Source organism: Mycobacterium sp. 360MFTsu5.1 (assembly GCF_000383495.1).
Taxonomy (GTDB): domain Bacteria; phylum Actinomycetota; class Actinomycetes; order Mycobacteriales; family Mycobacteriaceae; genus Mycobacterium; species Mycobacterium mucogenicum_B.
This window is the reverse complement of record NZ_KB911464.1, coordinates 579,018-601,911: the sequence shown is the minus strand read 5'-3', so window position 1 is coordinate 601,911 and position 22,894 is coordinate 579,018. Positions and strand designations below refer to the sequence as shown.

Below are 22,894 nucleotides of genomic sequence, written 5' to 3'. Positions count from 1 at the left end.
GTAGGCCAGGGCTAACTACGCGGCGTAGTAGGGGCTGTCAGCTGAACCGGAACCAGCGCATCGCGGCGAGCCCGGCGAGCACGCCCCACGCGGCCAGCACGGCGATGCCGAACCAGTCCACCGACAGCATCATCGCCTGTGTGAGGGCCTCGGTGAGTGCACCCGACGGCGTCAGCCGGGCCACCCAGCGCAGCGCCTCGGGCACGACGCGGTGCTCTATGGTCAGGGCGCCGAGGGCGGCCAGGACGAACCACAGCAGGTTCGCCAGGGCCAGCACGATCTCTGCCTTCAGCGTCCCGCCGAGCAGCAGGCCCAGCGCCGCGAACGACGCGGTGCCGAGCGCGATGACGAGGGCGCCGAGCAGTAGGCTCAGCGGGCTCGGCCGCCAACCCAGCGCAATGCCGATGCCGCCCAACAGGATTGACTGCAGGAATACCGTCGTGATCACCGCCAGCGACTTGCCGGCGATGATGCCCCATACCGGCAGCGCGGTGGCGCCGAGGCGCTTGAGCGCGCCGTAGCGCCGATCGAACGCGACGGCGATGGCCTGTCCGGTGAAGGCCGTCGAGATGACCGCCAGCGCCATGATCGGCGGGGTGAACGTCCCCGGCCGGTGATCACCGAGCGAGCCCAGTGGCAGCAGTGTGAGCCCGACCAGCAGCGTGATCGGGATGAACATCGTCAGCAGCAGTTGCTCGCCGTTGCGCAGCAGCAGTTTGAGCTCGAGGCCGTACTGCGCCGCCAGCATCGCGGGGATGCCCGCCGGCCGCGGGTCCGGGGTGAACGTTCCCGGGGCGAACCGATTGGTCTCGGTACTCACGACCGCAGCTCCCGTCCGGTCAGGTCGAGGAACACGTCCTCGAGGCTGCGCTGTTCGACGCGCATGTCGGTGGCCAGCACGTTCAGGCGGGCGGCCCACGCGGTCACGGTGGCCAGCACCTGCGGGTCGATGTGGCCTTCCACCAGGTACTCGCCGGCGCCGGCTTCGGTGGCGCGGTAGCCCTCCGGCAGCGCCGAGATCAGCAGGGTCAGGTCCAGTTTGGGCGGGGCCGAGAAGCGCAACTGGTTCTCGGCGCCACCTCGCGTCAGGTCGGCGGGCGTGCCCGCGGCCACTGCCGCGCCGTGGTCGATGATCACGATGCGGTCGGCCAGTTCCTCGGCCTCGGTGAGCTGATGCGTGGTCAGCACGACGGTGACACCGTCGCGGCGCAGGCCTTCGATCAACTCCCACACCACGATTCGGGCGTGGGCGTCCATGCCCGCGGTGGGCTCATCGAGGAACACCAGCTCGGGGCGTCCGACGATGGCGCAGGCCAGTGCGAGGCGCTGCTGCTGCCCGCCGGACAGCCGGCGGTAGGTGGTGCGCGCGGCTTCGGTCAGACCGAGGGTGTCCATCAGCCACTGCGGGTCGAGCGGATTCGCCGAATACGCCGCGACGAGGTTCAGCATCTCGCCGGCCTTGGCAGCGGGGTAGCCGCCGCCGCCCTGCAGCATCACGCCGATGCGGGCGCGCAGCTTGGCGTTGTCGGCCGTCGGGTCCAGGCCCAGGATCGAGATGCTGCCCGAGTCGGGCTTGTTGAAGCCTTCGCACATCTCGACGGTGGTGGTCTTGCCGGCCCCGTTGGGTCCGAGCAGGGCCAGCACCTCGGCGCGCCGCACCTCCAGATCCAGGTTGTTCACGGCCTGGATATCGCCGTAGCGCTTGCTGACGCCGCGCAGCAATACGGGCGTCTCACCGGAACTCACGGGGATTCAGCGTAAGCGTCGGGCCTGGCAGCGCCGCTACCAGGGGCGTCACCGTTGTCTGATTCCGGCAATCCGCGCCAGGGCAGGCGGTTGCGGGTCAGGCCGATGAGCAGCAGGACGATGACGGTGCTGGCCAGCGTCGCGTCGAGGATCTGGAAGAGCGCGAACCGGTCCCCATTGGCCGTCGGGCCGAAGACGCCGACGACGAACGTCACCACGATGGTGGTGCCACGGAACCCGGGCCGGGTGGCCCAGCAGGCCAGCGGGATGATCGCCCAGAGCAGGTACCAGGGCTGCACGACGGGGAACAGCAGCACCGTCGCGCCCATGGCGACGCCGAGACCGCCGAGCGGATGGAGCCGTCCCCGCAGCACCGACAGCAGCAGCCAGCTCACCAGCACGCCGATGACGAAGACGCCGATCCCGCGGGTCAGTCCGAGGACCGCGGTGGTGTGGTCGCCCAGGCCCAGCAGGATGCCGACCTGCCCGGTGCCGAGCGCGACCAGCGTCGGCGGCGACATCCAGGAGCGCACCACGTTCGCGGTGCCGAGGGTGAACAGCCAGCCGAAGCCCAGGCCGCTGGCCCAGCCGATGAGCGCCATGACCGCGAGCGCGACGGTGCCCAGCGGCACGCAGGCCTGGAAGAAGGCCTTGACCGTCCCGCCCAGCCGGCGTGCGAGGGCCATCGCGACGAACCCCAGCGCGAGCAGGGACGGCAGCTTGATCTGCGACGACATGGCGATGAGCACCGTGCCGGTGAGCAGCATCGCCAGTGGCCACCACGCCGACCAGTCCTCGCGGTGCCGCGGCCAGTGCAGTGGCCGGGGGATGAGGGGACGGCCGGAATCGATGCCGCGCATGGCGAATTCGGTGCCGGCGAGCATCAGGCCGAGCATCGGGGCCTCGTTGTGGATGCCGGCGATGAGGTGCATGAAGAGCAGGGGATTACAGGGCCCGAGCCACAGGGCGCTGACCTCGGCGACACCGCAGCGGCGGGCCAGACGTGGCGTTGCCCACACCGTGGCGGCGACACCCAGCAGCACGACCAGCCGGTGGGAGAGCACGCCGGCGACGATGTTGTCGCCGGTGAGCTCCGATATGCCGCGCCCGATCCACAGGAACAGCGGTCCGTAGGGCGCCGGTGTTTCGCGCCAGAGACTCGGCACCGTCAGGGTGAAGACGTGGCCGAGCCCGAGACCGGTCGCCGGGCCGACGCGGTACGGGTCCAGTCCGATGCTCGCGATCTGGCTCTGCGCCAGATAGGAGTAGACGTCCTTGCTGTACATCGGCGGCGCGATCAGCAGCGGCAACGCCCACAGCAGCAGCGTCTGGTCCAGCTGGCTTCGCGACATCCGGCGTTTGCCTAGCGTGTAGCGGCCCAGCATCAGCCAGGCCAGCGCCATCATGACGGCGCCGGTGGTGGTCATGGTCAGTGAGACGGTCTGGATGCGCGACGGCAGGTTCAGCAGGCGCACCCCGAACGTCGGATCCTGCACGACGGGCCGGGCGCCGGCGCCGAGTGCGCCGATGGCCATCAGTACCGTTCCGGTGGCGCCGAATCGCCGGGTCCGGCGCAGCGAGGCGACCTCGGACGCGTTGAGCGGGGAGCCGACGGACGGCTCGTCGGCGTGCCAATGCGCGACGGCCGTGCTCAGGTGCTGAAGGCGGTCGGGCATCAGAGCAGATTAGCCGTAGGCCTGTTCGGCCCCCGCCAACTCGGTGATAAGGGTTACCTTCCTAGATTCGGGTTCTGAATTCCGTCACAATGGTGTTGTGAAATTACCGTCCGGAGCTCCCGAAGCTGTCGGCACCGCGACCGCGGTGGCGTCGGCGACGGCTGTTTCCGATGGTCACACCCGCTCGGCCATCGTGCAGTTGCTGCTGGAAGGCGCGGTCACCGCGACTCAGATCGGCGAGCAGCTCGGCATCTCCGCCGCCGGTGTGCGGCGTCATCTCGACGCGCTCATCGAGGCCGGCGACGCCGAATCCAGCGCCGCCGCCGCGTGGCAGCACAACGGCCGCGGCCGCCCCGCCAAGCGCTATCGACTGACGGCGGCCGGGCGCGCCAAGCTCGGCCACACCTACGACGACCTCGCGGCGGCCGCCATGCGCCAGCTGCGCGAGATCGGCGGTGACGACGCCATCCGCACGTTCGCGCGTCGCCGGATCGACTCGATCCTGTCGGGCGTCACCGCCACCGACGACGTCACCGCCACCGCGGACCAGGTGGCCGCGGCACTGACCCAGGCCGGCTACGCCACCACGACGACCCCGGTGACGGGCCCGATCGGCGGGGTGCAGATCTGCCAGCACCACTGCCCGGTATCGCACGTCGCCGAGGAGTTCCCCGAGCTGTGCGACGCCGAGCGCGAAGCGTTCGCCGAGGTCCTGGGTACGCACGTGCAGCGCCTGGCCACCATCGTCAACGGCGATTGTGCGTGCACGACGCACGTCCCCGTCATCCCCGAGCACGCAGTCCACTCGATCCACCCCGCGACCCAAGAAGAAGGAGTGTCGCAATGACGACCACCCCGGAACAGTTGACCCAGGAGGAGACCATTGCCTCCCTGGGCACGTACGGCTACGGCTGGGCAGACAGTGATGCTGCCGGCGCCGCCGCGACCCGTGGGTTGAACGAGGCTGTCGTCCGCGACATCTCGTCGAAGAAGAACGAGCCGGAGTGGATGCTCGACTTCCGGCTCAAGGCGCTGCGCATCTTCGACAAGAAGCCGATGCCGCGTTGGGGCAGTGACCTCGAGGGCATCGACTTCGACAACATCAAGTACTTCGTGCGGTCCACCGAGAAGCAGGCCACGTCCTGGGAGGAACTGCCCGAGGACATCAAGAACACCTACGACCGCCTGGGCATCCCGGAGGCCGAGAAGCAGCGCCTGGTCGCCGGTGTCGCCGCGCAGTACGAGTCCGAGGTCGTGTACCACCAGATCCGCGAGGACCTCGAGGCGCAGGGCGTCATCTTCCTGGACACCGACTCGGGCCTGCGCGAGCACCCGGAGCTGTTCAAGCAGTACTTCGGCACCGTGATCCCGTCCGGTGACAACAAGTTCTCGGCGCTGAACTCCGCCGTGTGGTCGGGTGGCTCGTTCATCTACGTGCCGAAGGGCGTGCACGTCGACATCCCGCTGCAGGCGTACTTCCGGATCAACACCGAGAACATGGGCCAGTTCGAGCGGACGCTGATCATCGCCGACGAGGGCTCCTACGTGCACTACGTGGAGGGTTGTACCGCGCCGATCTACAAGTCGGACTCGCTGCACTCGGCCGTCGTCGAGATCGTGGTGAAACCCGGTGCGCGCGTTCGGTACACGACCATCCAGAACTGGTCGAACAACGTCTACAACCTGGTAACCAAGCGGGCCCGCGCCGAGGCCGGCGCGACCATGGAGTGGATCGACGGCAACATCGGTTCCAAGGTCACCATGAAGTACCCGGCGGTCTGGATGACCGGCGAGCACGCCAAGGGCGAGGTGCTCTCGGTGGCGTTCGCCGGCGAAGGCCAGCACCAGGACACCGGCGCCAAGATGGTGCACCTGGCGCCGAACACGTCGAGCAACATCGTGTCCAAGTCGGTGGCCCGTGGTGGCGGCCGCTCGTCGTACCGCGGCCTGATCCAGGTCAACAAGGGCGCGCACGGCTCCAAGTCGAGCGTGAAATGCGATGCGCTGCTTGTCGACAACATCAGCCGCTCGGACACGTACCCGTACGTCGACATCCGTGAGGACGACGTCACGATGGGTCACGAGGCCACGGTCTCGAAGGTCAGCGAGGATCAGATGTTCTATCTGATGAGCCGCGGCCTGACCGAGGACGAGGCCATGGCGATGGTGGTGCGCGGCTTCGTCGAGCCCATCGCCAAGGAACTGCCAATGGAATACGCGCTCGAGCTCAACCGGCTGATCGAGCTGCAGATGGAAGGTGCTGTCGGCTAGTGAGTTCGAATCTGACTGAGGCGACGGAAGGCATCGTCGCCAACAAGGGTGAGCTGTTCACGTCCTACGACGTCAACGCTTTCGAGGTGCCGGGCGGCCGTGACGAGCTGTGGCGGTTCACGCCGCTGAAGCGTCTGCACGGTCTGCACGACGGCTCCGCGGTCGCCACCGGCGCCGCGCGCGTCGAGGTGTCGGAGCGCGACGGCGTCACCGTCGAGACCGTCGGCCGCGACGACGAGCGCCTGGGCCAGGGCGGCGTGCCCGCGGACCGCGTTGCCGCGCAGGCGTATTCGTCGTTCACCGAAGCGACCATCGTGTCGGTCGGTCGCGACGTCCAGGTCGCCGAGCCCATCGAGATCACCATCGCCGGACCGGGTGAGGGCAAGACCGCGTACGGCCACCTGCAGCTGCGGGTCGCCGAACTCGGCGAGGCCGTCGTGGTCGTCGACCAGACCGGCAGCGGAACCTACGCCGACAACATCGAATTCGTCGTCGGTGACGCGGCCCGCCTGACCGTCGTGTCGATCGCCGACTGGGCCGACGACGCGGTGAACGTCAGCACCCACCACGCGACGCTGGGCAAGGACGCCGTGCTGCGGCACGTCGCCGTCACCCTCGGCGGCGATGTCGTGCGGCTGACTTCGCGCACCCGCTACCTGGGCCCCGGCGGCGACGCCGAGATGCTCGGCCTGTACTTCGCCGACGACGGCCAGCACTTCGAGTCGCGCCTGCTGGTCGACCACGCGGTGCCCAACTGCCGCTCCAACGTGCTGTACAAGGGTGCGCTGCAAGGGGATCCGGACTCGAAGAAGCCCGATGCCCACACCGTGTGGATCGGCGACGTGCTGATCCGCGCCGCGGCCACCGGCACCGACACCTTCGAGGTGAATCGCAACCTGGTGCTCACCGACGGCGCCCGCGCCGACTCGGTGCCCAACCTCGAGATCGAGACCGGCGAGATCGTCGGCGCCGGACACGCCAGTGCCACCGGACGTTTCGACGACGAGCAGCTGTTCTACCTGCAGGCCCGCGGCATCCCCGAGGACCAGGCCCGCCGCCTGGTGGTCCGTGGCTTCTTCGGCGAGATCATCCAGAAGATCGCCGTGCCGGAAGTCCGCGACCGCCTCACCGCCGCCATCGAACACGAACTTGAACTGACTGAAGGACGCAACAACTCATGACCACTCTGGAAATCAAGGACCTGCACGTCTCGGTCACCGCACCGGACGGCGCCGATGTGCCGATCCTCAAGGGCGTCAACCTGACCGTGAAGTCGGGCGAGACCCACGCGGTCATGGGCCCCAACGGTTCTGGCAAGTCGACGCTGTCGTACGCCATCGCCGGCCACCCCAAGTACACCGTCACCTCGGGCTCCATCACCCTGGACGGCGAGGACGTGCTGGAGATGAGCGTCGACGAGCGCGCTCGCGCCGGCCTCTTCCTGGCCATGCAGTACCCCGTCGAGGTGCCCGGCGTCTCGATGTCGAACTTCCTGCGCACCGCCGCCACCGCGGTCCGTGGCGAGGCCCCCAAGCTGCGCCACTGGGTCAAAGAGGTCAAGACGGCCATGTCGGAGCTGGACATCGACCCGGCGTTCGGCGAGCGCAGCGTCAACGAGGGCTTCTCCGGTGGCGAGAAGAAGCGCCACGAAATCCTGCAGCTGGGCCTGCTGAAGCCGAAGATCGCCATCCTCGACGAGACCGACTCGGGCCTGGACGTCGACGCGCTGCGCGTCGTGTCCGAGGGCGTCAACCGGTACGCCGAGGCCGAGCACGGCGGCGTCCTGCTGATCACGCACTACACCCGCATCCTGCGCTACATCCGTCCGCAGTTCGTGCACGTCTTCTTCGACGGCCGCATCATCACCTCCGGTGGTCCGGAGCTGGCCGACGAGCTCGAAGAGAACGGCTACGAGCGCTACACGCAGGCCGCGGCCGCAGGAGCCTGACATGACGGCGTCGGTTGATCTCGACCTGACGCGGATCAGGGCCGACTTCCCGATCCTGAGTCGGGTGATGCGCGGCGGAAACACGTTGGCGTACCTGGATTCCGGGGCCACGTCGCAGAAGCCGCTGCAGGTCCTCGATGCCGAGCGGGAGTTCCTGACCACGTCCAACGGCGCGGTGCACCGCGGTGCGCACCAACTGATGGAGGAGTCGACCGACGCCTACGAACAGGGCCGCGCCGACATCGCGGCGTTCGTCGGTGCCGACGACGACGAGCTTGTCTTCACCAAGAACGCCACCGAGGCGCTGAACCTGGTGTCGTATGCGGTGGGGGACAGCCGGTTCGACCGCGTGGTCGGCCCGGGCGACGTCATCGTCACCACGGAGCTGGAGCATCACGCCAACCTGATCCCGTGGCAGGAGCTGGCCCGCCGGACCGGCGCCGAACTGAAGTGGTTCGGAGTGACCGACTCAGGCGATCAGGCTGGCCGCATCGACCTGGATTCGCTGCAGCTCGATGACCGGGTGAAAGTGGTTGCCTTCACCCATCATTCGAACGTCACGGGCGCCATCGCGCCGGTCGCGGAACTGGTGTCGCGAGCCAAGGCTGTCGGTGCGCTGACCGTGCTGGACGCGTGCCAGTCGGTGCCGCACCAGCCCATCGACTTCCACGCCCTCGACGTCGACTTCGCGGCGTTCTCGGGTCACAAGATGTTGGGGCCCACCGGAATCGGTGTGCTGTACGGGCGCCGCGATCTGCTGAACGCGCTGCCGCCGTTCCTCACCGGCGGCTCCATGATCGAGACCGTCACCATGGAGCAGGCGACGTATGCGCCGGCGCCGCAGCGGTTCGAGGCCGGCACCCCGATGACGTCCCAGGTCGTCGGATTGGCCGCTGCCGCACGGTATCTCGATGCCATCGGCATGGCTGCCGTCGAGGCGCACGAAGCCGAGTTGGTGGCCGCCACGCTCGAGGGTCTGACCCAGATTCCGCAGGTGCGGATCATCGGGCCGACCACCACCGAGCACCGCGGTTCCCCGGTGAGTTTTGTGCTCGACGGTGTGCACGCCCACGACGTCGGCCAGATTCTGGATGACGAGGGCATCGCGGTCCGGGTCGGGCACCACTGCGCGGCGCCGCTGCACCGGCGGTTCGGGATCGCCGCGACGGCCCGCGCGTCGTTCGCCGTCTACAACACGCTCGACGAAGTGGACCGGTTGGTCGCGGGCGTCAAACGCGCTGTGGAGTTCTTTGCATGAGAATGGAACAGATGTACCAGGAAGTGATCCTGGACCACTACAAGCACCCGCACCACCGCGGGCTGCGCGAGCCGTTCGGCGCGCAGGTGCACCACGTCAACCCGACCTGCGGTGACGAGGTCACGCTGCGGGTCACGCTGTCCGACGACGGCGAGACCATCGCCGACATCTCGTACGACGGCCAGGGCTGCTCGATCAGCCAGGCGTCGACGTCGGTGCTGACCGACCAGGTGATCGGTCAGAGCATCGACGAGGCGCTCAAGACCGTCGGCGCGTTCACCGAGATGATTTCCTCCCGCGGCAACGTCGAGGGGGACGAAGATGTGTTGGGTGACGGCATCGCGTTCGCCGGTGTCGCCAAGTACCCGGCGCGGGTGAAATGCGCGCTGCTGGGCTGGACCGCGTTCAAAGCCGCGCTCGCCGAGGCGAGCGCCAAAGACACGGCGCTCGCGTTGGCGAGCGCATCGGACACGGCGCTGGCATCCGCCGGCGCAATTGCGGAGGACAAGCGATGACCGAAGGCACACCCGAAGCCACCACCGCGGCGGCCAATGTGGTCGACGACCCCGAACTGCTCGATGCCGTCGAGGAGGCCATGCGCGACGTCGTCGACCCCGAGCTCGGCATCAACGTCGTCGATCTCGGTCTCGTCTACGGGATGACCCTCGAAGAGGGCGACGAAGGCACCGTCGTGAAGCTGGACATGACGCTGACGTCGGCGGCCTGTCCGTTGACCGACGTGATCGAGGACCAGTCCCGGACCGCCCTGGTGGGCGCGGGCCTCGTCAGCGACCTCAAGCTGAACTGGGTGTGGAACCCGCCGTGGGGTCCGGACAAGATCACCGACGACGGTCGCGAACAGCTTCGGGCGCTGGGCTTCACGGTCTAGTTTTCTCCCGATGTGCTGACCGTCCCGGCGTTCGTGTGGCGAGGTGGATTCTTCTCTCGTGCCGCGATCGTCGGCGGTTCGGTCGGCCTGAGTCTGGGGACCTTGGCCTGGATCGACTCCGGTCTACTGCTCACCGGTGTCATCGTGTTGGTGGTCGTCGGACTCACGTACGGCGTCTGGATGGCACGGCGGATGGCGCGCCTGTGGCCGACGGCGGCGCAGCTCAGCGGTATGGATCGAGTGCGGGTGGCCTGCGCGACGCGCCGGGGTGAACGGCTGCCCGAGAAGCGACTTGTCCACGCCGCCAACGACTATCGAGTGGCGATGCACGCCGCAGCTGACGCCACACACGGGTTCCGCTGGCTCGTGGCGTTCTTGCTTGCGGTCGCGGCGGGAACCGCGGTGTGGGACGCCTGGTATGGATCGGCCGGCAACGCGGTGGTGTCCGCGATCTATCTCGGCATGCTGTTGATCGAGGTGTTCTGGTGGCCGCGGCGACGACGTCAGCTACTCGAAAACGCCGATCGAGCCTGTGGATAACTCCCGATTCTGACGCCATTTCGCCGCGTTCTTGTCGGAGCCTTTCTCTAGCTTCCAGCGCAACAGGACCACACCGGTCCACTGCGACAGGAGGCATCACCATGAACGCTGACATCGAACGACTGCGGGCCGCGTGCGAACGCGATCTCGGGGACCCTGCCGGCTGGCCGACGCCCGTCGGCTATCCGGATTCGTTGGCGCTCTGCATCATTGACGCGATCTATGCACCCGGCGCCCGGCACCTCACCGTCGACTCGATCGTCGAGCGGTACCGCAGCTACCGAGCCGGGCAGGGCGGTGACGCCGACACCGACGGCGCACCCGAACTGCTCGCCAATGTCGAAGCGCTCGGTGGTCCCGAGCAGTGGGCCGCCCAGATCGGCAACCGCCGGCCGACGTCCACGAGGAAGGACGCACCGCTGCGATCGGTGGCGCTGACCGAGACGGCGCAGGCCTTCGTCGCACTGGGGATACGCACCACCGAGGACCTGCGGGTGATCGCCGGGGACCCCGAGTTGGCGAGGGAGGCCAAGCGGGCGTGGTGCGCGGTGCCCGGGCAACGGTCGGGCTTCACCTGGCGCTTCCTGCTGATGCTGGCCGAACTGCCTGGTACCGATCCGACGGTCGCGGGATACGTCGCGCGTGAGGTCGGTGACGACGCCGCCGACACGGCGGGGCTCCTGGCCGCTGTCGCGGCAGCGGAAGGCTGGCACGCCGATGCGTTGCACCAGGCGATCTGGCGGTTCGAAGCACGCCGCGCGCAGGAGCTGCCGTCGTCGGCGTGAGGGCCGACAATTGACCGCCGGCCGGGCGCCGGCGGAATCGGTTGAGCCGGCACGGTGTTGCATAGGCTCATGACCGTCGATGCATCTGCACTCTTCGCCCCACTGGCCCTGCGGAACCTGACCGTGCCCAATCGGTTCGCGATGGCTCCCATGACCAGGCAGGCGTCGCCCGGAGGCATCCCGGGGCCCGACGTGGCGGAGTACTACGCGCGTCGGGCTGCCGGCGGTGTCGGCCTGATCATCACCGAAGGCGTGCGGGTGGGTGACCCGTCGGCAGCCGGCTCGCCGGACATCCCGACGCTCGTGGGCGCCGAGGCGCTCGACGGCTGGCGCAACGTCACCAGCGCGGTGCACCGCCACGGCGCGACCATCGCCGCCCAGGTGTGGCACCAGGGTGCCGAGCGCGGCGACCGCGACGGGGTGGCGCCGGTCAGTCCGTCGGGCGTGAACGGCCACGGTGAGCAGATCGGCCGGGCGCTGGACGCCGACGAGCTCCCCGCCGTCGCGCAGTGGTACGCCGAGGCCGCCCGCAATGCGAAGGAGGTCGGCTTCGACGCCGTCGAACTGCACGGCGCCCATGGCTACCTGCTCGACCAATTCCTTTGGACCAGAACGAATCTGCGCACCGACGAGTACGGCGGCTCGGTCCAGAACCGCACCCGGTTCCCCGCCGAGGTGGTGGCGGCGGTGCGTGCCGCGGTCGGCCCGGACTACCCGATCATCTACCGCTTCTCGCAGTGGAAGGGCACCGACTACAACGCGACGCTGGTCGACGACCCGATGCAGCTGCAGGAACTGCTGGCGCCATTGGTGGATGCCGGTGTCGACGCGCTGCATCCCTCGACGCGTCGGCACTATGTGCCGGCGTTCCCCGACGCCGACCCCGCCCTGACCCTGGCCGGCTGGACCAAGAAGGTCACCGGGACGCCCGTCATCACGGTCGGTTCGGTCGGCCTGCAGACCGCATTCCGCTCCGAGAAGCCCGGCCAGGTCATCGAACCGGGACCGGTGGATCAGCTGGTGGAGCAGTTCGACGCGGGCGAGTTCGACATGGTCGCGATCGGCCGGGCGCTGCTCGCCGACCCCGGATGGGTCAACCGCCTGCGCAGCGGCACCCTGGACGGGTTCAATGGCTACGACGCGGCCACTGCGCTGGCGCGATTGAGCTGACCAGACCAGGATTGAGCCGACCACATACTGGGAACAAGCAGGTACACCGCAATGTTGGGAGAAGCGTGAGCACCAAAGACATCACCGCCGCCGAATTCAACGGCATCATCAGCGACAACGACATCGTGCTGGTGGACTTCTGGGCGTCATGGTGCGGGCCGTGCCGGGCGTTCGCTCCGACGTTCACCGCATCGTCCGAGAAGCACCCCGACGTCTTCCACGCCAAGGTCGACACCGAGGCCGAGCAGGCGCTGGCCTCCGCCGCCGAGATCCAGGCCATCCCGACCCTGATGGCCTTCAAGAAGGGCCAGCTGGTCTTCCGGCACTCGGGCATGCTCGCGGCCAACCAGCTCGACGAGGTCATCAGCCAGATCAAGGAATTCGACATCGACGCCGCGATGGCCGAAAAGGGCGACGCCACCGACGCCTGAGAGTGGCCGAGCACTGCCGGCGGGTGTGACTTTGCGCACCCGCTAGCGTGCAGGACGTGAGCGAACAGAACCCACTGGTACTCGTCGACCGTCCGCGCCCCGGCGTCGCACTGGTCACCCTCAACCGCCCCGAGCGGATGAACTCCATGGCATTCGACGTCATGGTCCCGCTCAAGGCGGCCCTGGACGAGATCACCAACGACAACGACGTGCGCGCGGTCGTCCTCACCGGGGCCGGCCGCGGATTCTCGTCCGGCGCCGACCACAAGTCGGCCGGCTCGGTGCCGCACGTCGCGGGACTGACCCGGCCGACGTTCGCACTGCGCTCCATGGAAGTGCTCGACGATGTCATCCTCGCCCTGCGCAAGCTGCATCAACCCGTCATCGCGGCCGTGAACGGCGCGGCGATCGGCGGCGGCCTGTGCCTCGCGCTGGCGTGCGACATCCGCGTCGCCGCCGAGGGCGCCTACTTCCGGGCCGCGGGTATCAACAACGGTCTGACGGCCAGCGAATTGGGCCTGTCCTATCTGCTGCCGCGGGCCATCGGGACGTCGCGGGCGTTCGAGGTGATGCTCACCGGCCGGGACATCGACTCGGCAGAGGCCGAGCGGATCGGTCTGGTGTCGCGGACCGTCGCCGACGATCAGCTCCTGCAAACCTGCTTCGACATGGCCGAGCGCATCGGCTCGTTCTCCCGCCCGGGAATTGAATTGACCAAGCGGACTCTCTGGAGTGGACTGGACGCCGGTAGTCTGGAGAGCCATATGCAGGCCGAAGGCCTGGGTCAGCTCTTCATCCGACTGCTCACCGCCAACTTCGAAGAGGCGGTTGCCGCGCGCGCCGAAAAGCGACCCGCGGTCTTCACAGACGACAAGTAAGCCGGCCCGGGCAGCCCGGCACCCCTAAGGAGGCAGCAGCGTGATCACCGCAACGGACCTGGAGGTCCGCGCCGGAGCGCGCACGCTGCTGGCCTTCGAGGGTTCCGCGCTGCGCATCCAGCCGGGCGACCGGATCGGTCTGGTCGGCCGCAACGGAGCCGGCAAGACCACGACGCTGCGCATCCTGGCCGGCGAAGGACAGCCCTACGCGGGCTCGGTCGAGCGCATCGGCGAAGTCGGTTACCTGCCGCAGGATCCGAAGGAAGGCGACCTGGACGTCCTGGCCCGCGACCGGGTGCTCTCGGCCCGCGGCCTGGACACCCTGCTGGCCGACCTGGAGAAGCAGCAGGCCATCATGGCCGAGGTCGTCGACGACGCCGCCCGCGACAAGGCGGTCCGGCGGTACGGCGTTCTGGAGGAACGGTTTTCGGCCCTGGGCGGCTACGCCGCCGAGAGCGACGCCGGCCGCATCTGCGCCAGCCTGGGTCTGCCCGACCGGGTGCTGACGCAGCCGCTGCGCACCCTGTCCGGCGGCCAGCGTCGCCGTATCGAGTTGGCCCGCATCCTGTTCGCCGCATCCGAGGGCTCCGGCTCCAACACCACGCTCCTGCTGGACGAGCCGACCAACCACCTCGACGCCGACTCCATCGGCTGGCTGCGGACGTTCCTGCAGAGCCACACCGGCGGCCTCGTGGTGATCAGCCACGACGTCGAACTCCTCGCCGACGTGGTGAACCGCGTGTGGTTCCTCGATGCCGTGCGCGGCGAGGCCGACGTCTACAACATGGGCTGGCAGAAGTACCTCGACGCCCGCGCCACCGACGAGCAGCGCCGCCGCCGCGAGCGCGCGAACGCCGAGAAGAAGGCCAGCGCACTGCGGGCGCAGGCCGCCAAGATGGGCGCCAAGGCCACCAAAGCTGTTGCCGCGCAGAACATGTTGCGCCGTGCCGAGCGTATGATCGCCGAGCTCGATGCCGAGCGGGTGGCCGACAAGGTCGCGAAGATCAAGTTCCCGACGCCGGCGCCGTGCGGCAAGACGCCGCTGATCGTCAAGGGCCTCACCAAGACCTACGGCTCGCTGGAGATCTTCACCGGCGTGGACCTCGCGATCGACCGGGGTTCGCGCGTCGTCGTGCTCGGCCTCAACGGTGCCGGTAAGACGACGCTGTTGCGCCTGCTGGCCGGCGTGGAGACCGCCGACGCCGGCGGCATCGAACCGGGCTACGGCCTGAAGATCGGTTACTTCGCGCAGGAACACGACACCCTCGACAACGCCGCGACGGTGTGGGAGAACATCCGGCACGCCGCCCCGGACACCGGGGAGCAGGATCTGCGCGGCCTGCTGGGCGCGTTCATGTTCACCGGCCCGCAGCTGGATCAGCCCGCCGGCACGCTGTCCGGTGGTGAGAAGACCCGACTGGCCTTGGCCGGCCTGGTCGCCTCGACCGCCAACGTGCTGCTGCTCGACGAGCCGACCAACAACCTGGACCCGGCGTCGCGCGAGCAGGTGCTCGACGCGCTGCGCAGCTATGCCGGTTCGGTGGTGCTCGTGACGCACGACCCGGGTGCGGCCGAGGCGCTCAATCCGCAGCGCGTGCTGTTGCTGCCGGACGCCACTGAGGACTTCTGGTCGGACACCTACCGCGATCTCATCGAATTGGCCTGACCTGATTCACCGAATCGCCCGCGCCGAGCGACTGCTGTTCTTACGCTGATTCCCGTCAGCCCGGTATACCGCCGGGGGAGAGTCAGGGGACCGGCGATGAGGCAATCCAAAGCATCTCGCGACCAGATGATGACCCAGCTGCGTAACGCCTACGAGAGCGGCGCCAGTATCAGGTCATTGGTGGCCACGTCCGGAAAATCCTATGGGTCGGTGCACAGCATGCTGGTGCAGTCCGGTGCGGTCATGCGCAGCCGCGGCGGCCCGAATCACCGCAGCCGCAAGATCGCCTGAACATCCTGCGGCCCAGCCGCTTTCGCCGCGAACGGACCGTCGCGGAGCCGCCCTGCGCGGTCGGGGGACGCGCACGACGGCTCCTCGGGTCGTAACCCGTTGACGCGTCCTAGATTTCGTCGGTCAGGCGGACCGGGGCGATCATGTCGAAGACGTCGCCCGGCCCGGGGTTGGTGGGCGACGTCGACCCGCCGAACTGATCCATCACGGCCCATACCGCGTTGAGCGCCGTGGTGATCGCGCCCTCCGCCCAGCCCGCGGTCCACGAGATGTCGTCACCCGCCAGGTAGATGCCGCGATGCCGTGGGTCGAGATCGCGCTGCATGAAGTGCGTGTACAGCAGCTCCTGGTAGCGGTAGTGGCCCGGCAGGTTGGCCTTGAACGCACCCATGAAGTTGCGCTCGGTCTCCCACGACACCGTCTTGGGCGTCTCGATGATGTGGCTGCGGATGTCGACGTTCGGGTAGATCGCCTGCAGCGACTTGAGCATCAGGTCCATGCGCTCGGTTGCGCTCAGCGGCACGATCTTCCGGGAGTCGTCCTCCCAGGTGTACGACAGGCAGATGACGCCGGGCTTCTCGTTGCCGTCGGCGTCGAGCCCCTGGTCGAGCAGATAGGTGCCGCGGCTCATCCGGTCGGTCAGCGTCATCGACATGACGTCGCGGCCCTGCGCGTCCTTGTCCTTCCAGAAGGGGCGGTCGACCAACACGAACACCTTGGACGAACCCATGTAGTGCGTCTGCTCGATGGCCGACCATACGTTGGACGGGAACAGGTCGTCGTCGCAGCGAATGTTGTTGAGTAGCATCCACGATTGGGCGGTGACGATGACGGCGTCGTAGGTGCGGGTTTCCCCGTCGGCGTCGGTGATGGTGTAGCGGTTCGGGTAGGTGCGCCGGATGTCGGTGACGGCGCCCCGGGTGCGGCCGCCGTGCAGCGATTCGAGCGAGGTGCCGGCCGGCCAGTGGGCGAGGCGCTGCGGGGCGCGCTTCCACAACCGCAGCGGCAGCTGCTGCGATCCACCGACCACACCGCGGTGGTTGTCGTCGGCCTCGGTGAGCACGACGCGCAGGATTTCGAGCATCGAGCTCGGGTAGTCGGTGTCCCAGCCGCCCGTGCCGAAGCCGACCTTGCCGAAGATCTCGCGCAGTTCGAACGACTTGAAGTGATGCGACTTGGTCAGGAAGCCCCAGAACGTCTCGTCGTCGAGTTCGCGAACGAGCTTGCCCCACGCCGACTTCAGGGCCTGGGTGTCCCGCTCCCGGATGGCGTTCTGGATCGCGTGCAGGTCGGCGCCGTCCTCGAGCGTCTGGCGCCAGGCGTCGGCGACGTCGGTGAAGGCCTGCGGCAGGTCGGCGAGTTTCTCGGCGTAGTAGGTCTGTCCTTTGAGGTCGACGACGGTGCTGGGGGCGGCGGCCGACAGCGGGTTCGGGAATTCGACGGTCTCGATGCCGACCTTGTCGAAGTACTGGTACAGCGTCGTGGACGTCGGCGGGAACCGCATCGACCCCATTTCGGCGACCGCGTCGGGGGCGTGCTCGAACGGGATGGACCGCATGCGGCCGCCGATCTGATCGGCTTCGTAGACAACGGGTTTCAGGCCCATCTTCATGAGCTCGTAGGCGGCGGTGATGCCGGCGCAGCCGGCGCCGACGATCGCGACCTCGGTGCCGTGGCGGTCGGCCGGGATCTCGCCGAGGCCGTCGGCGGAGGACACGTAGTCGTCGTAGGCGAACGGGAAGTCGGGACCGAACATGGTGATCGGCTTGTCGGACGACCGTGGTCCGGTCTCCGACAGCTGCGTCTCTTCGATGGGCTGAGGGACGGTCATCGGGTCTGGTTCTCCTGGTAGAGATCTCGGCGGCGATCGCCGAGATGTGTGTTGACGGCGCGGGACACGGCCACCGCGCCGGGATCGATGTGGGTGACGAGGAGTTCCTCGGTGCGGCCACCGCGACTCAGTTCGGTCGTGTCGGGCGCGATGGTGCAGCTCAGTCCGCAGTACTCGAGGCCGTTCTCGAACCCCGTGCGGTTGACGTAGGACAGGAACATCTGGCTCTCGTAGGCGCGGGCCGGAACGATGTGTGTCGCAACGAAACTCCACGGCTCCATGAGCCCGGTGGGGACGACGAGCCACTGGGTGCCGGCGTCGGCGTGGGCGCGGGCGTTCTCGGGGAATTCGATGTCGTAGCAGATCAGCAGTCCGCAGGTGACGCCGTCGAGCTCGAACTGCGTGACCCACTGCGAACCCGCGGTGAAGTAGTCGCGGTCGAAGCCGTACAGGTGCGTCTTGCGGTAGTTGGCGAGGGACTCACCGTCCCGGCCGACGACCTGGACGCTGTTGTACGGCTTGCCTTCTGCGGACTCGGGATATCCGTAGACGACGGCGATCCCGGCGTCACGCGCAATCGTGCTTACTGCCTGGAAGATCGGGCCGTCGGCCGGCTCGGCGCGCTGCGCGATCTCGGTGCCGATGTTGTAACCGGTCGCCGACATCTCGGGCGTGACGACGATCTGGCAGCCGGCGGCGGCGGCCTGCTGGGCCGCCGCCGCGATGGCGGCGAGGTTCTCGGCGACGGTCCCGGATTCCTGCGGACCTTGGAACATGCCGACGGTGATCATCTAGGCAGCGCCCACTCGCAGCTTGGACTTCCGGATGCTGTAGCCGAAGTAGATCGCCAGACCGAGGGCACCCCAGATGCCGAACGCGATCCACGTCGCGATGGGCAGCGCCCACATCAGGTAGCAGCAGAACAGGAATCCCAGCACCGGCGCGACGGGGAACAGCCGCAGCCGGAATGTGCGGTGCAGATCGGGGCGCGTGCGCCGCAGGATGATGACGGCGATGTTGACGAGCGCGAAGGCGAAGAGGCAGCCGATCGAGGTGGCGTTGGCCAGCTCACCCAGCGAGACGAAACCGGCCAACAGCGACACGACGACACCGCAGATGACGATGTTCCAGGTCGGCACGAAGGTCCTCGGGTTGATCTTGGCGAACAGCCCGGGAACCAGGCCGTCGACGGCCATGGTGTACAGGATGCGGGTCTGCCCGTACTGGACGGCGAGGACGACGCTGGCGATCGCGATGACGGCACCGATCGACAGGATGATGGCCGGCACATTGCTGGTGGTGATGCCGCTGAGGGCGACGGCCAGGGTGGCGCCTTCGTCGGCGCTGAACTTGGTCCAGCTCATCGCGCCGAGGGCCGCCAGCGCGACCGCGAGGTACAGCACTGTGACGATCAGCAGCGAGGCCATGATGGCGCGCGGCAGGTCCCGCTTCGGGTCCTTGGCCTCGTTGCCCGCGGTGGAGGCCGCGTCGAAGCCGATGTAGGAGAAGAAGACCTGCGACGCGGCGGCGGAGACGCCGAGGAAGCCGAGCGGCATGAACGGGGTGAGGTTGCCGGCCTTGAACGCGGTGAAGGCGACGGCGCAGAAGAACACCAGCACGATGCACTTGAGGATCACCATCGCGGTGTTGACGGCGGCAGACTCGGATGCGCCCCTGAGCAGCAGGATCGAGGCGAGGACCACGATCGCGATGGCCGGCAGGTTGATGACACCGCCCTCGCCCGGTGCGCCGGTGATGGCGGCGGGAAGTTCGATGCCGAACAACTGGTGGAGCAGTGTGTTGATGTAGCCGCCCCAGCCGACGGCGACGGCGGCGACCGAGACGCCGTATTCGAGCATCAGACACCAGCCGCACACCCAGGCCCAGAACTCGCCGAGGGTGGCGTAGGCGTAGGAGTAGGAGCTGCCGGAGACGGGGATGGTGCCGGCCAGTTCGGCGTACGACAGCGCCGAGAACAGCGCGGTGACGGCGGCGAGGATAAACGAGAGCAGGACTGCCGGACCGGCTTTCGGGACGGCGGCGCCGAGAATGACGAAGATTCCGGTGCCGAGCGTCGCGCCGATGGACAGGGCGGTCAGATGGATGAAACCCATCGAGCGTTTGAGGTGGGGGCCGTCGGGGGTTTCGTTGGCGGCGACGATGTCGTCGACGGATTTTTGTGCGCTCATGGCGCGCAGAATGCCCGGACGAGGGGCCTCGGTGATGGCCAAGGGGAGCTCCGTGGGGAGGAGGGCGCGCCACGAGATTTGTGACTCGCGTAACAGAGTGCGGTACGTCACTCCCGCTTGTCAACATGTGGAGTGAGCTAGGAAACAATTGTTGCCTTTGGCGACCGCGGATGCCTACTCTAGGGCCAGTGATCTGAGCCACATCAAAGGGGATGCCATGGCAGGTGCAATCGAGACCCGGTCCATCGACTGGATCCCGACCGGGGAACGCAGGGGCAAGGTGCACCACCAGGCACCGTTCTGGTTCACCGGGAACTTCGTGCTGACCACGATGGTCACGGGCTTCCTCGGGCCGGCCAACGGACTGTCCGCCGGGTGGTCGGTGCTGGCGGCCGTCGCCGGCGCCTGTTTCGGGACGCTCTTCATGTGCTTCCACGCCAACCAGGGCCCCACGATGGGCCTGCCGCAGATGATCCAGTCGCGCGCGCAGTTCGGTTCGCGCGGCGCGCTCGTCCCGTTCATCGCCGTGATCTTCGTGTACATCGGCTTCAACGTCTTCAACACGATCCTCGCCACATCCGGCTTCAAGACGGTCTTCCCCGGCCCGAACTGGCTCTGGTACCTCGGGCTGATGGTGGCCGCGATCGTCATCGCCGTCGTCGGCTTCGACCTGATGATGGTCGTGCAGCGGTGGCTGACATACCTGCTGATCGTCGTGTTCGGCGTCCTCACCGTCTACGCCTTGTCGACGTTGCACCTCAACGCGGCGGTTCCCGACGGCGGCAAGTTCTCGCTGACGGTGTTCCTCATGCAGTTCGCCGCTGCGGCCGGATACCAGATTTCGTACGCGGTGTACGTTTCCGACTACTCGCGGTACCTGCCCGAGAACACCTCGGCCAAGCACGTCATCTGGTGGACCTACCTCGGTGCCGCCGGGTCGTCGGTGTGGCTGATGTCGCTCGGCGCGGTGCTGGCATCGGCACTGCCGACGCCGGACGCGATCGTCTCGATCCAGACCGTCGGCAACCAATTACTGCCCGGCTTCGGCACTTTCACCGTCGTGGTGGCGTCGATCGCCCTGGTGACCATCATGTCCGTCAATGCCTACGGCGCCAGCCTGACGAGCATGAGCGCCCTCGACGCCTTCCGGCCGATCACGCCGACCGTGCGCCTGCGGGTGCTCGGCATCGCGCTCACGTCGTTCGTCGCCTTCGTCATCGCGCTGTCGCTGCCCGAGGGTTACCTCGAGTCGTTCAACACCTTCGTGCTGCTGATGCTGTACTTCCTGATCCCGTGGACGGCCGTCAACCTCGTCGACTTCTATTTCGTTCGGCGCGGGCACTATTCGATCGTCGACATCTTCCGGCCGGACGGCATCTACGGCCGGTGGTCGTGGCGCGGACTGGCGGCGTACCTCGTCGGCATGGTGTCGATGGTGCCGTTCATCTCGTTGCACTTCTACGAGGGGCCCATCGCCAAGATGCTTGGGGGAGTGGACATCTCGTTCGTCGTCGGCCTGGCGGTATCTGGGCTGGCGTACTACGTGCTGACGCGCGGCGTGGACCTGGCGCCTGAGCACGCCGCGGTCGAACGGAGCCGCGCGGAGTTGAGCGCCGCCTAGCTATTCGGCGGCCTCGGCCAGGCGCCGGTGCGCCAGGGCCGGGGTCAGCACCCACAACACCTTCGCGCCGGACTGCGCGTCGGCGTGGAAGGCGTGCGGACGGTCGGCCTCGAACGTCAGCGCATCGCCCTGGTTCAGGGTGATGCGGCTGCCGTTGCCCTCGACGAAGTCGATGTGCAGCCGGCCCTCGATGACCATCGCGAACTCCACTTCGGCCGGCAGCGAGTAGGTGTCGTTCCCGCTGCCGCCGCCGGGCGCGATGTCGCTCATCAGGACCTGGAAGCGGCGCTCGCCCGTCGGCGTCAGCTGGAATTCGGTCATCCGGGTGCCGCCGAATTCGATGCGCGGGTACTCGCCGGCGCGGACCACCTCGCCGACGGGTGTCTCGTCGAACAGGGAACCGACCTGGAGTTCGAGGGCGTCACAGATGCGGATGAGCGCGGCGACGGACGCGTTGGACTGGCCGCGTTCGACCTTCGACAGGTAGCCCTTGGTCACGCCACTGGCGGCGGCGAGCTCGTCGAGCGTCATGCGCTTGGCGCTGCGGGCGGCCTTCAACCGTGCGGCGATCGTTAGTTGCGTTGCCGGCGAACCGCCCACGTTTTCCTCCTAGGAAACAAAGGTTGACAATAATTCTACTGCCGGAAACAATGAGACCCAAGCCACACGCCACGACTTTGGAGAACTGATGAGCTTCGACCGGTACATCACGACCACCGCGCCCGACGGCCGCGAGATCATCGGCCAGGTCGATGCCAGCCGGTTCCCGCGCTACGCCGAACCGGCCACCTTCGCGCGGGTGCCGCGCCTGGACCAGGTTTCCTCGCCCGACGTCACGATCCTCGGCGTCCCGTTCGACTCCGGCGTGTCCTACCGGCCGGGCGCGCGCTTCGGCCCCGGGCACATCCGTGCCGCGTCCAAGCTGCTGCGGCCCTACAACCAGGCGCTCGACGTGTCGCCCTTCGCCAACCAGCAGGTCGCCGACGCCGGCGACATCGGCGTCAACCCTTTCAACATCAATGAGGCCATCGAGACCATCGACAGCGAGGTGACCGCGCTGCGCAAGGACGGCAGCGCCGTGCTGACGCTCGGCGGCGACCACACGATCGCGCTGCCGATCCTGCGGTCACTGCACCGCGACCACGGGCCCATCGCCGTGCTGCATTTCGACGCGCACCTCGACACCTGGGACACCTACTTCGGCGCCGCCTACACGCACGGGACCCCGTTCCGCCGGGCCAGCGAAGAGGGCCTCATCGACATGGAGCGCTCGCTGCACATGGGTATCCGCGGCCCGCTCTACAGCAAGAAGGACCTCGAGGACGACGCGATCCTCGGCTTCCAGGTGATCCGCTCCGACGACTACCAGGTCGACGGCCTGGCGAGTGTGCGGGAGCGCATGGTGAAGCGCCTGGCCGGCGGGGGCGAGCGAAGCGACGGGAAAAACGGTGCGCCGGTCTACGTTTCCGTTGACATCGACGTGCTCGACCCGGCGCACGCGCCCGGGACCGGGACGCCGGAAGCCGGGGGACTGACGTCGCGCGAGCTGCTGCATTCGCTGCGCTCGCTGACCGGGCTGAACGTCGTCGGCGCCGACATCGTCGAGGTGTCCCCGGCGTACGACCACGCCGAGCTGACGGGCATCGCCGCCGCACACGTCGGCTACGAGCTGCTGTCGGTGATGAGCGCGAACCGCTGAGCCGG

General features: G+C 67.9%; 23 protein-coding genes. 16 read left to right on the top strand and 7 right to left on the bottom strand.

Going from position 1 to position 22,894, the window contains the following annotated elements:
* Window positions 1-37: 37 nt before the first annotated feature.
* From H289_RS0109655 to mptB, 3 genes are read right to left on the bottom strand one after another with little or no spacing between them, the layout of a single operon-like run.
* The gene (locus tag H289_RS0109655) at window positions 38-820 is read right to left on the bottom strand and encodes an ABC transporter permease (protein ID WP_020100576.1); all 783 of its coding nucleotides are present in this window, start codon (window positions 818-820) and stop codon (window positions 38-40) included.
* A complete protein-coding gene (locus tag H289_RS0109650) occupies window positions 817-1,752 on the bottom strand; it encodes an ABC transporter ATP-binding protein (RefSeq protein ID WP_036420326.1) in 936 nt (311 codons plus the stop codon). Before H289_RS0109650 ends, H289_RS0109655 begins: the two co-directional genes overlap by 4 nt.
* A complete protein-coding gene (mptB, locus tag H289_RS0109645) occupies window positions 1,743-3,422 on the bottom strand; it encodes a polyprenol phosphomannose-dependent alpha 1,6 mannosyltransferase MptB (RefSeq protein ID WP_020100574.1) in 1,680 nt (559 codons plus the stop codon). The genes H289_RS0109650 and mptB overlap by 10 nt, the downstream gene beginning before the upstream one ends.
* A 97-nt stretch (window positions 3,423-3,519) precedes the next feature.
* On the opposite strand from mptB, the gene H289_RS0109640 reads away from it, so the two are divergent.
* The 14 genes from H289_RS0109640 (at window position 3,520) to H289_RS0109575 (ending at window position 15,549) form a co-directional block, all read left to right on the top strand.
* The gene (locus H289_RS0109640) at window positions 3,520-4,269 is read left to right on the top strand and encodes a helix-turn-helix transcriptional regulator (RefSeq protein WP_020100573.1); all 750 of its coding nucleotides are present in this window, start codon (window positions 3,520-3,522) and stop codon (window positions 4,267-4,269) included.
* Window positions 4,266-5,693 (top strand): Fe-S cluster assembly protein SufB, encoded by a 1,428-nt coding sequence (gene sufB, locus H289_RS0109635; protein WP_020100572.1) that lies wholly within the window; start codon window positions 4,266-4,268, stop codon window positions 5,691-5,693. Before H289_RS0109640 ends, sufB begins: the two co-directional genes overlap by 4 nt.
* Window positions 5,693-6,874: a Fe-S cluster assembly protein SufD gene (gene sufD / locus H289_RS0109630; RefSeq protein WP_020100571.1), complete on the top strand. Its 1,182-nt coding sequence runs from the start codon at window positions 5,693-5,695 to the stop codon at window positions 6,872-6,874. The genes sufB and sufD overlap by 1 nt, the downstream gene beginning before the upstream one ends.
* Window positions 6,871-7,641, top strand: a complete 771-nt coding sequence (gene sufC, locus H289_RS0109625) for a Fe-S cluster assembly ATPase SufC (protein ID WP_020100570.1) — start codon at window positions 6,871-6,873, stop codon at window positions 7,639-7,641. Before sufD ends, sufC begins: the two co-directional genes overlap by 4 nt.
* 1 nt (window position 7,642) lies before the next feature.
* Entirely contained in the window at window positions 7,643-8,899 is a 1,257-nt protein-coding gene (locus tag H289_RS0109620) for a cysteine desulfurase (RefSeq protein WP_020100569.1), read from the top strand.
* Window positions 8,896-9,414, top strand: a complete 519-nt coding sequence (gene sufU / locus H289_RS30210) for a Fe-S cluster assembly sulfur transfer protein SufU (RefSeq protein WP_051128427.1) — start codon at window positions 8,896-8,898, stop codon at window positions 9,412-9,414. Before H289_RS0109620 ends, sufU begins: the two co-directional genes overlap by 4 nt.
* Complete coding sequence (locus H289_RS0109610; protein ID WP_020100567.1) at window positions 9,411-9,788, top strand: metal-sulfur cluster assembly factor; 378 nt, start codon at window positions 9,411-9,413, stop codon at window positions 9,786-9,788. Before sufU ends, H289_RS0109610 begins: the two co-directional genes overlap by 4 nt.
* A gap of 12 nt (window positions 9,789-9,800) precedes the next feature.
* Window positions 9,801-10,328: a hypothetical protein gene (locus tag H289_RS0109605; protein ID WP_020100566.1), complete on the top strand. Its 528-nt coding sequence runs from the start codon at window positions 9,801-9,803 to the stop codon at window positions 10,326-10,328.
* 101 nt (window positions 10,329-10,429) lie between these two features.
* Window positions 10,430-11,113, top strand: a complete 684-nt coding sequence (locus H289_RS0109600) for a DUF8548 family protein (protein WP_020100565.1) — start codon at window positions 10,430-10,432, stop codon at window positions 11,111-11,113.
* Window positions 11,114-11,182: 69 nt separating this feature from the next.
* Window positions 11,183-12,283 (top strand): NADH:flavin oxidoreductase, encoded by a 1,101-nt coding sequence (locus H289_RS0109595; RefSeq protein WP_020100564.1) that lies wholly within the window; start codon window positions 11,183-11,185, stop codon window positions 12,281-12,283.
* 65 nt (window positions 12,284-12,348) lie between these two features.
* A complete protein-coding gene (gene trxA / locus H289_RS0109590) occupies window positions 12,349-12,714 on the top strand; it encodes a thioredoxin (RefSeq protein ID WP_020100563.1) in 366 nt (121 codons plus the stop codon).
* Between the two features lie 47 nt (window positions 12,715-12,761).
* The gene (locus H289_RS0109585) at window positions 12,762-13,592 is read left to right on the top strand and encodes an enoyl-CoA hydratase (RefSeq protein WP_020100562.1); all 831 of its coding nucleotides are present in this window, start codon (window positions 12,762-12,764) and stop codon (window positions 13,590-13,592) included.
* Window positions 13,593-13,632: 40 nt separating this feature from the next.
* Window positions 13,633-15,258 (top strand): ABC-F family ATP-binding cassette domain-containing protein, encoded by a 1,626-nt coding sequence (locus H289_RS0109580; RefSeq protein ID WP_020100561.1) that lies wholly within the window; start codon window positions 13,633-13,635, stop codon window positions 15,256-15,258.
* Window positions 15,259-15,354: 96 nt separating this feature from the next.
* Window positions 15,355-15,549 (top strand): helix-turn-helix domain-containing protein, encoded by a 195-nt coding sequence (locus tag H289_RS0109575; RefSeq protein WP_029105025.1) that lies wholly within the window; start codon window positions 15,355-15,357, stop codon window positions 15,547-15,549.
* Between the two features lie 109 nt (window positions 15,550-15,658).
* Here the strand turns inward: H289_RS0109575 and H289_RS0109570 are convergent, their stop codons facing one another.
* The 3 genes from H289_RS0109570 to H289_RS0109560 are packed head-to-tail and all read right to left on the bottom strand — an operon-like array spanning window position 15,659 to window position 19,569.
* On the bottom strand, window positions 15,659-17,380 hold the full coding sequence (locus H289_RS0109570; RefSeq protein WP_020100559.1) for a flavin monoamine oxidase family protein: 1,722 nt from the start codon (window positions 17,378-17,380) through the stop codon (window positions 15,659-15,661).
* Window positions 17,377-18,171, bottom strand: a complete 795-nt coding sequence (locus H289_RS0109565) for a carbon-nitrogen hydrolase family protein (RefSeq protein ID WP_020100558.1) — start codon at window positions 18,169-18,171, stop codon at window positions 17,377-17,379. Before H289_RS0109565 ends, H289_RS0109570 begins: the two co-directional genes overlap by 4 nt.
* Window positions 18,172-19,569: an amino acid permease gene (locus tag H289_RS0109560; RefSeq protein ID WP_020100557.1), complete on the bottom strand. Its 1,398-nt coding sequence runs from the start codon at window positions 19,567-19,569 to the stop codon at window positions 18,172-18,174. It abuts the gene before it with no gap.
* A gap of 217 nt (window positions 19,570-19,786) precedes the next feature.
* On the opposite strand from H289_RS0109560, the gene H289_RS0109555 reads away from it, so the two are divergent.
* On the top strand, window positions 19,787-21,190 hold the full coding sequence (locus tag H289_RS0109555) for a purine-cytosine permease family protein (protein ID WP_020100556.1): 1,404 nt from the start codon (window positions 19,787-19,789) through the stop codon (window positions 21,188-21,190).
* On the opposite strand, the gene H289_RS0109550 is transcribed toward H289_RS0109555, so the two are convergent.
* On the bottom strand, window positions 21,191-21,790 hold the full coding sequence (locus tag H289_RS0109550; protein ID WP_020100555.1) for a helix-turn-helix domain-containing protein: 600 nt from the start codon (window positions 21,788-21,790) through the stop codon (window positions 21,191-21,193).
* An 88-nt stretch (window positions 21,791-21,878) separates the two neighbouring features.
* Between H289_RS0109550 and speB the strand changes: the two genes are divergently transcribed.
* The gene (gene speB / locus H289_RS0109545) at window positions 21,879-22,889 is read left to right on the top strand and encodes an agmatinase (protein WP_020100554.1); all 1,011 of its coding nucleotides are present in this window, start codon (window positions 21,879-21,881) and stop codon (window positions 22,887-22,889) included.
* Window positions 22,890-22,894 lie beyond the last annotated feature (5 nt).

Coding starts and splice junctions, on each gene's coding strand:
- speB (WP_020100554.1), top strand. CDS start 21,879: ATGAGCTTCGACCGGTACATCACGACCACCGCGCCCGACGGCCGCGAG.
- H289_RS0109610 (WP_020100567.1), top strand. CDS start 9,411: ATGACCGAAGGCACACCCGAAGCCACCACCGCGGCGGCCAATGTGGTC.
- sufB (WP_020100572.1), top strand. CDS start 4,266: ATGACGACCACCCCGGAACAGTTGACCCAGGAGGAGACCATTGCCTCC.
- H289_RS0109560 (WP_020100557.1), bottom strand. CDS start 19,569: ATGAGCGCACAAAAATCCGTCGACGACATCGTCGCCGCCAACGAAACC.
- H289_RS0109575 (WP_029105025.1), top strand. CDS start 15,355: ATGAGGCAATCCAAAGCATCTCGCGACCAGATGATGACCCAGCTGCGT.
- H289_RS0109555 (WP_020100556.1), top strand. CDS start 19,787: ATGGCAGGTGCAATCGAGACCCGGTCCATCGACTGGATCCCGACCGGG.
- sufC (WP_020100570.1), top strand. CDS start 6,871: ATGACCACTCTGGAAATCAAGGACCTGCACGTCTCGGTCACCGCACCG.
- H289_RS0109600 (WP_020100565.1), top strand. CDS start 10,430: ATGAACGCTGACATCGAACGACTGCGGGCCGCGTGCGAACGCGATCTC.
- H289_RS0109565 (WP_020100558.1), bottom strand. CDS start 18,171: ATGATCACCGTCGGCATGTTCCAAGGTCCGCAGGAATCCGGGACCGTC.
- mptB (WP_020100574.1), bottom strand. CDS start 3,422: ATGCCCGACCGCCTTCAGCACCTGAGCACGGCCGTCGCGCATTGGCAC.
- H289_RS0109595 (WP_020100564.1), top strand. CDS start 11,183: ATGACCGTCGATGCATCTGCACTCTTCGCCCCACTGGCCCTGCGGAAC.
- sufU (WP_051128427.1), top strand. CDS start 8,896: ATGAGAATGGAACAGATGTACCAGGAAGTGATCCTGGACCACTACAAG.
- H289_RS0109570 (WP_020100559.1), bottom strand. CDS start 17,380: ATGACCGTCCCTCAGCCCATCGAAGAGACGCAGCTGTCGGAGACCGGA.
- H289_RS0109620 (WP_020100569.1), top strand. CDS start 7,643: ATGACGGCGTCGGTTGATCTCGACCTGACGCGGATCAGGGCCGACTTC.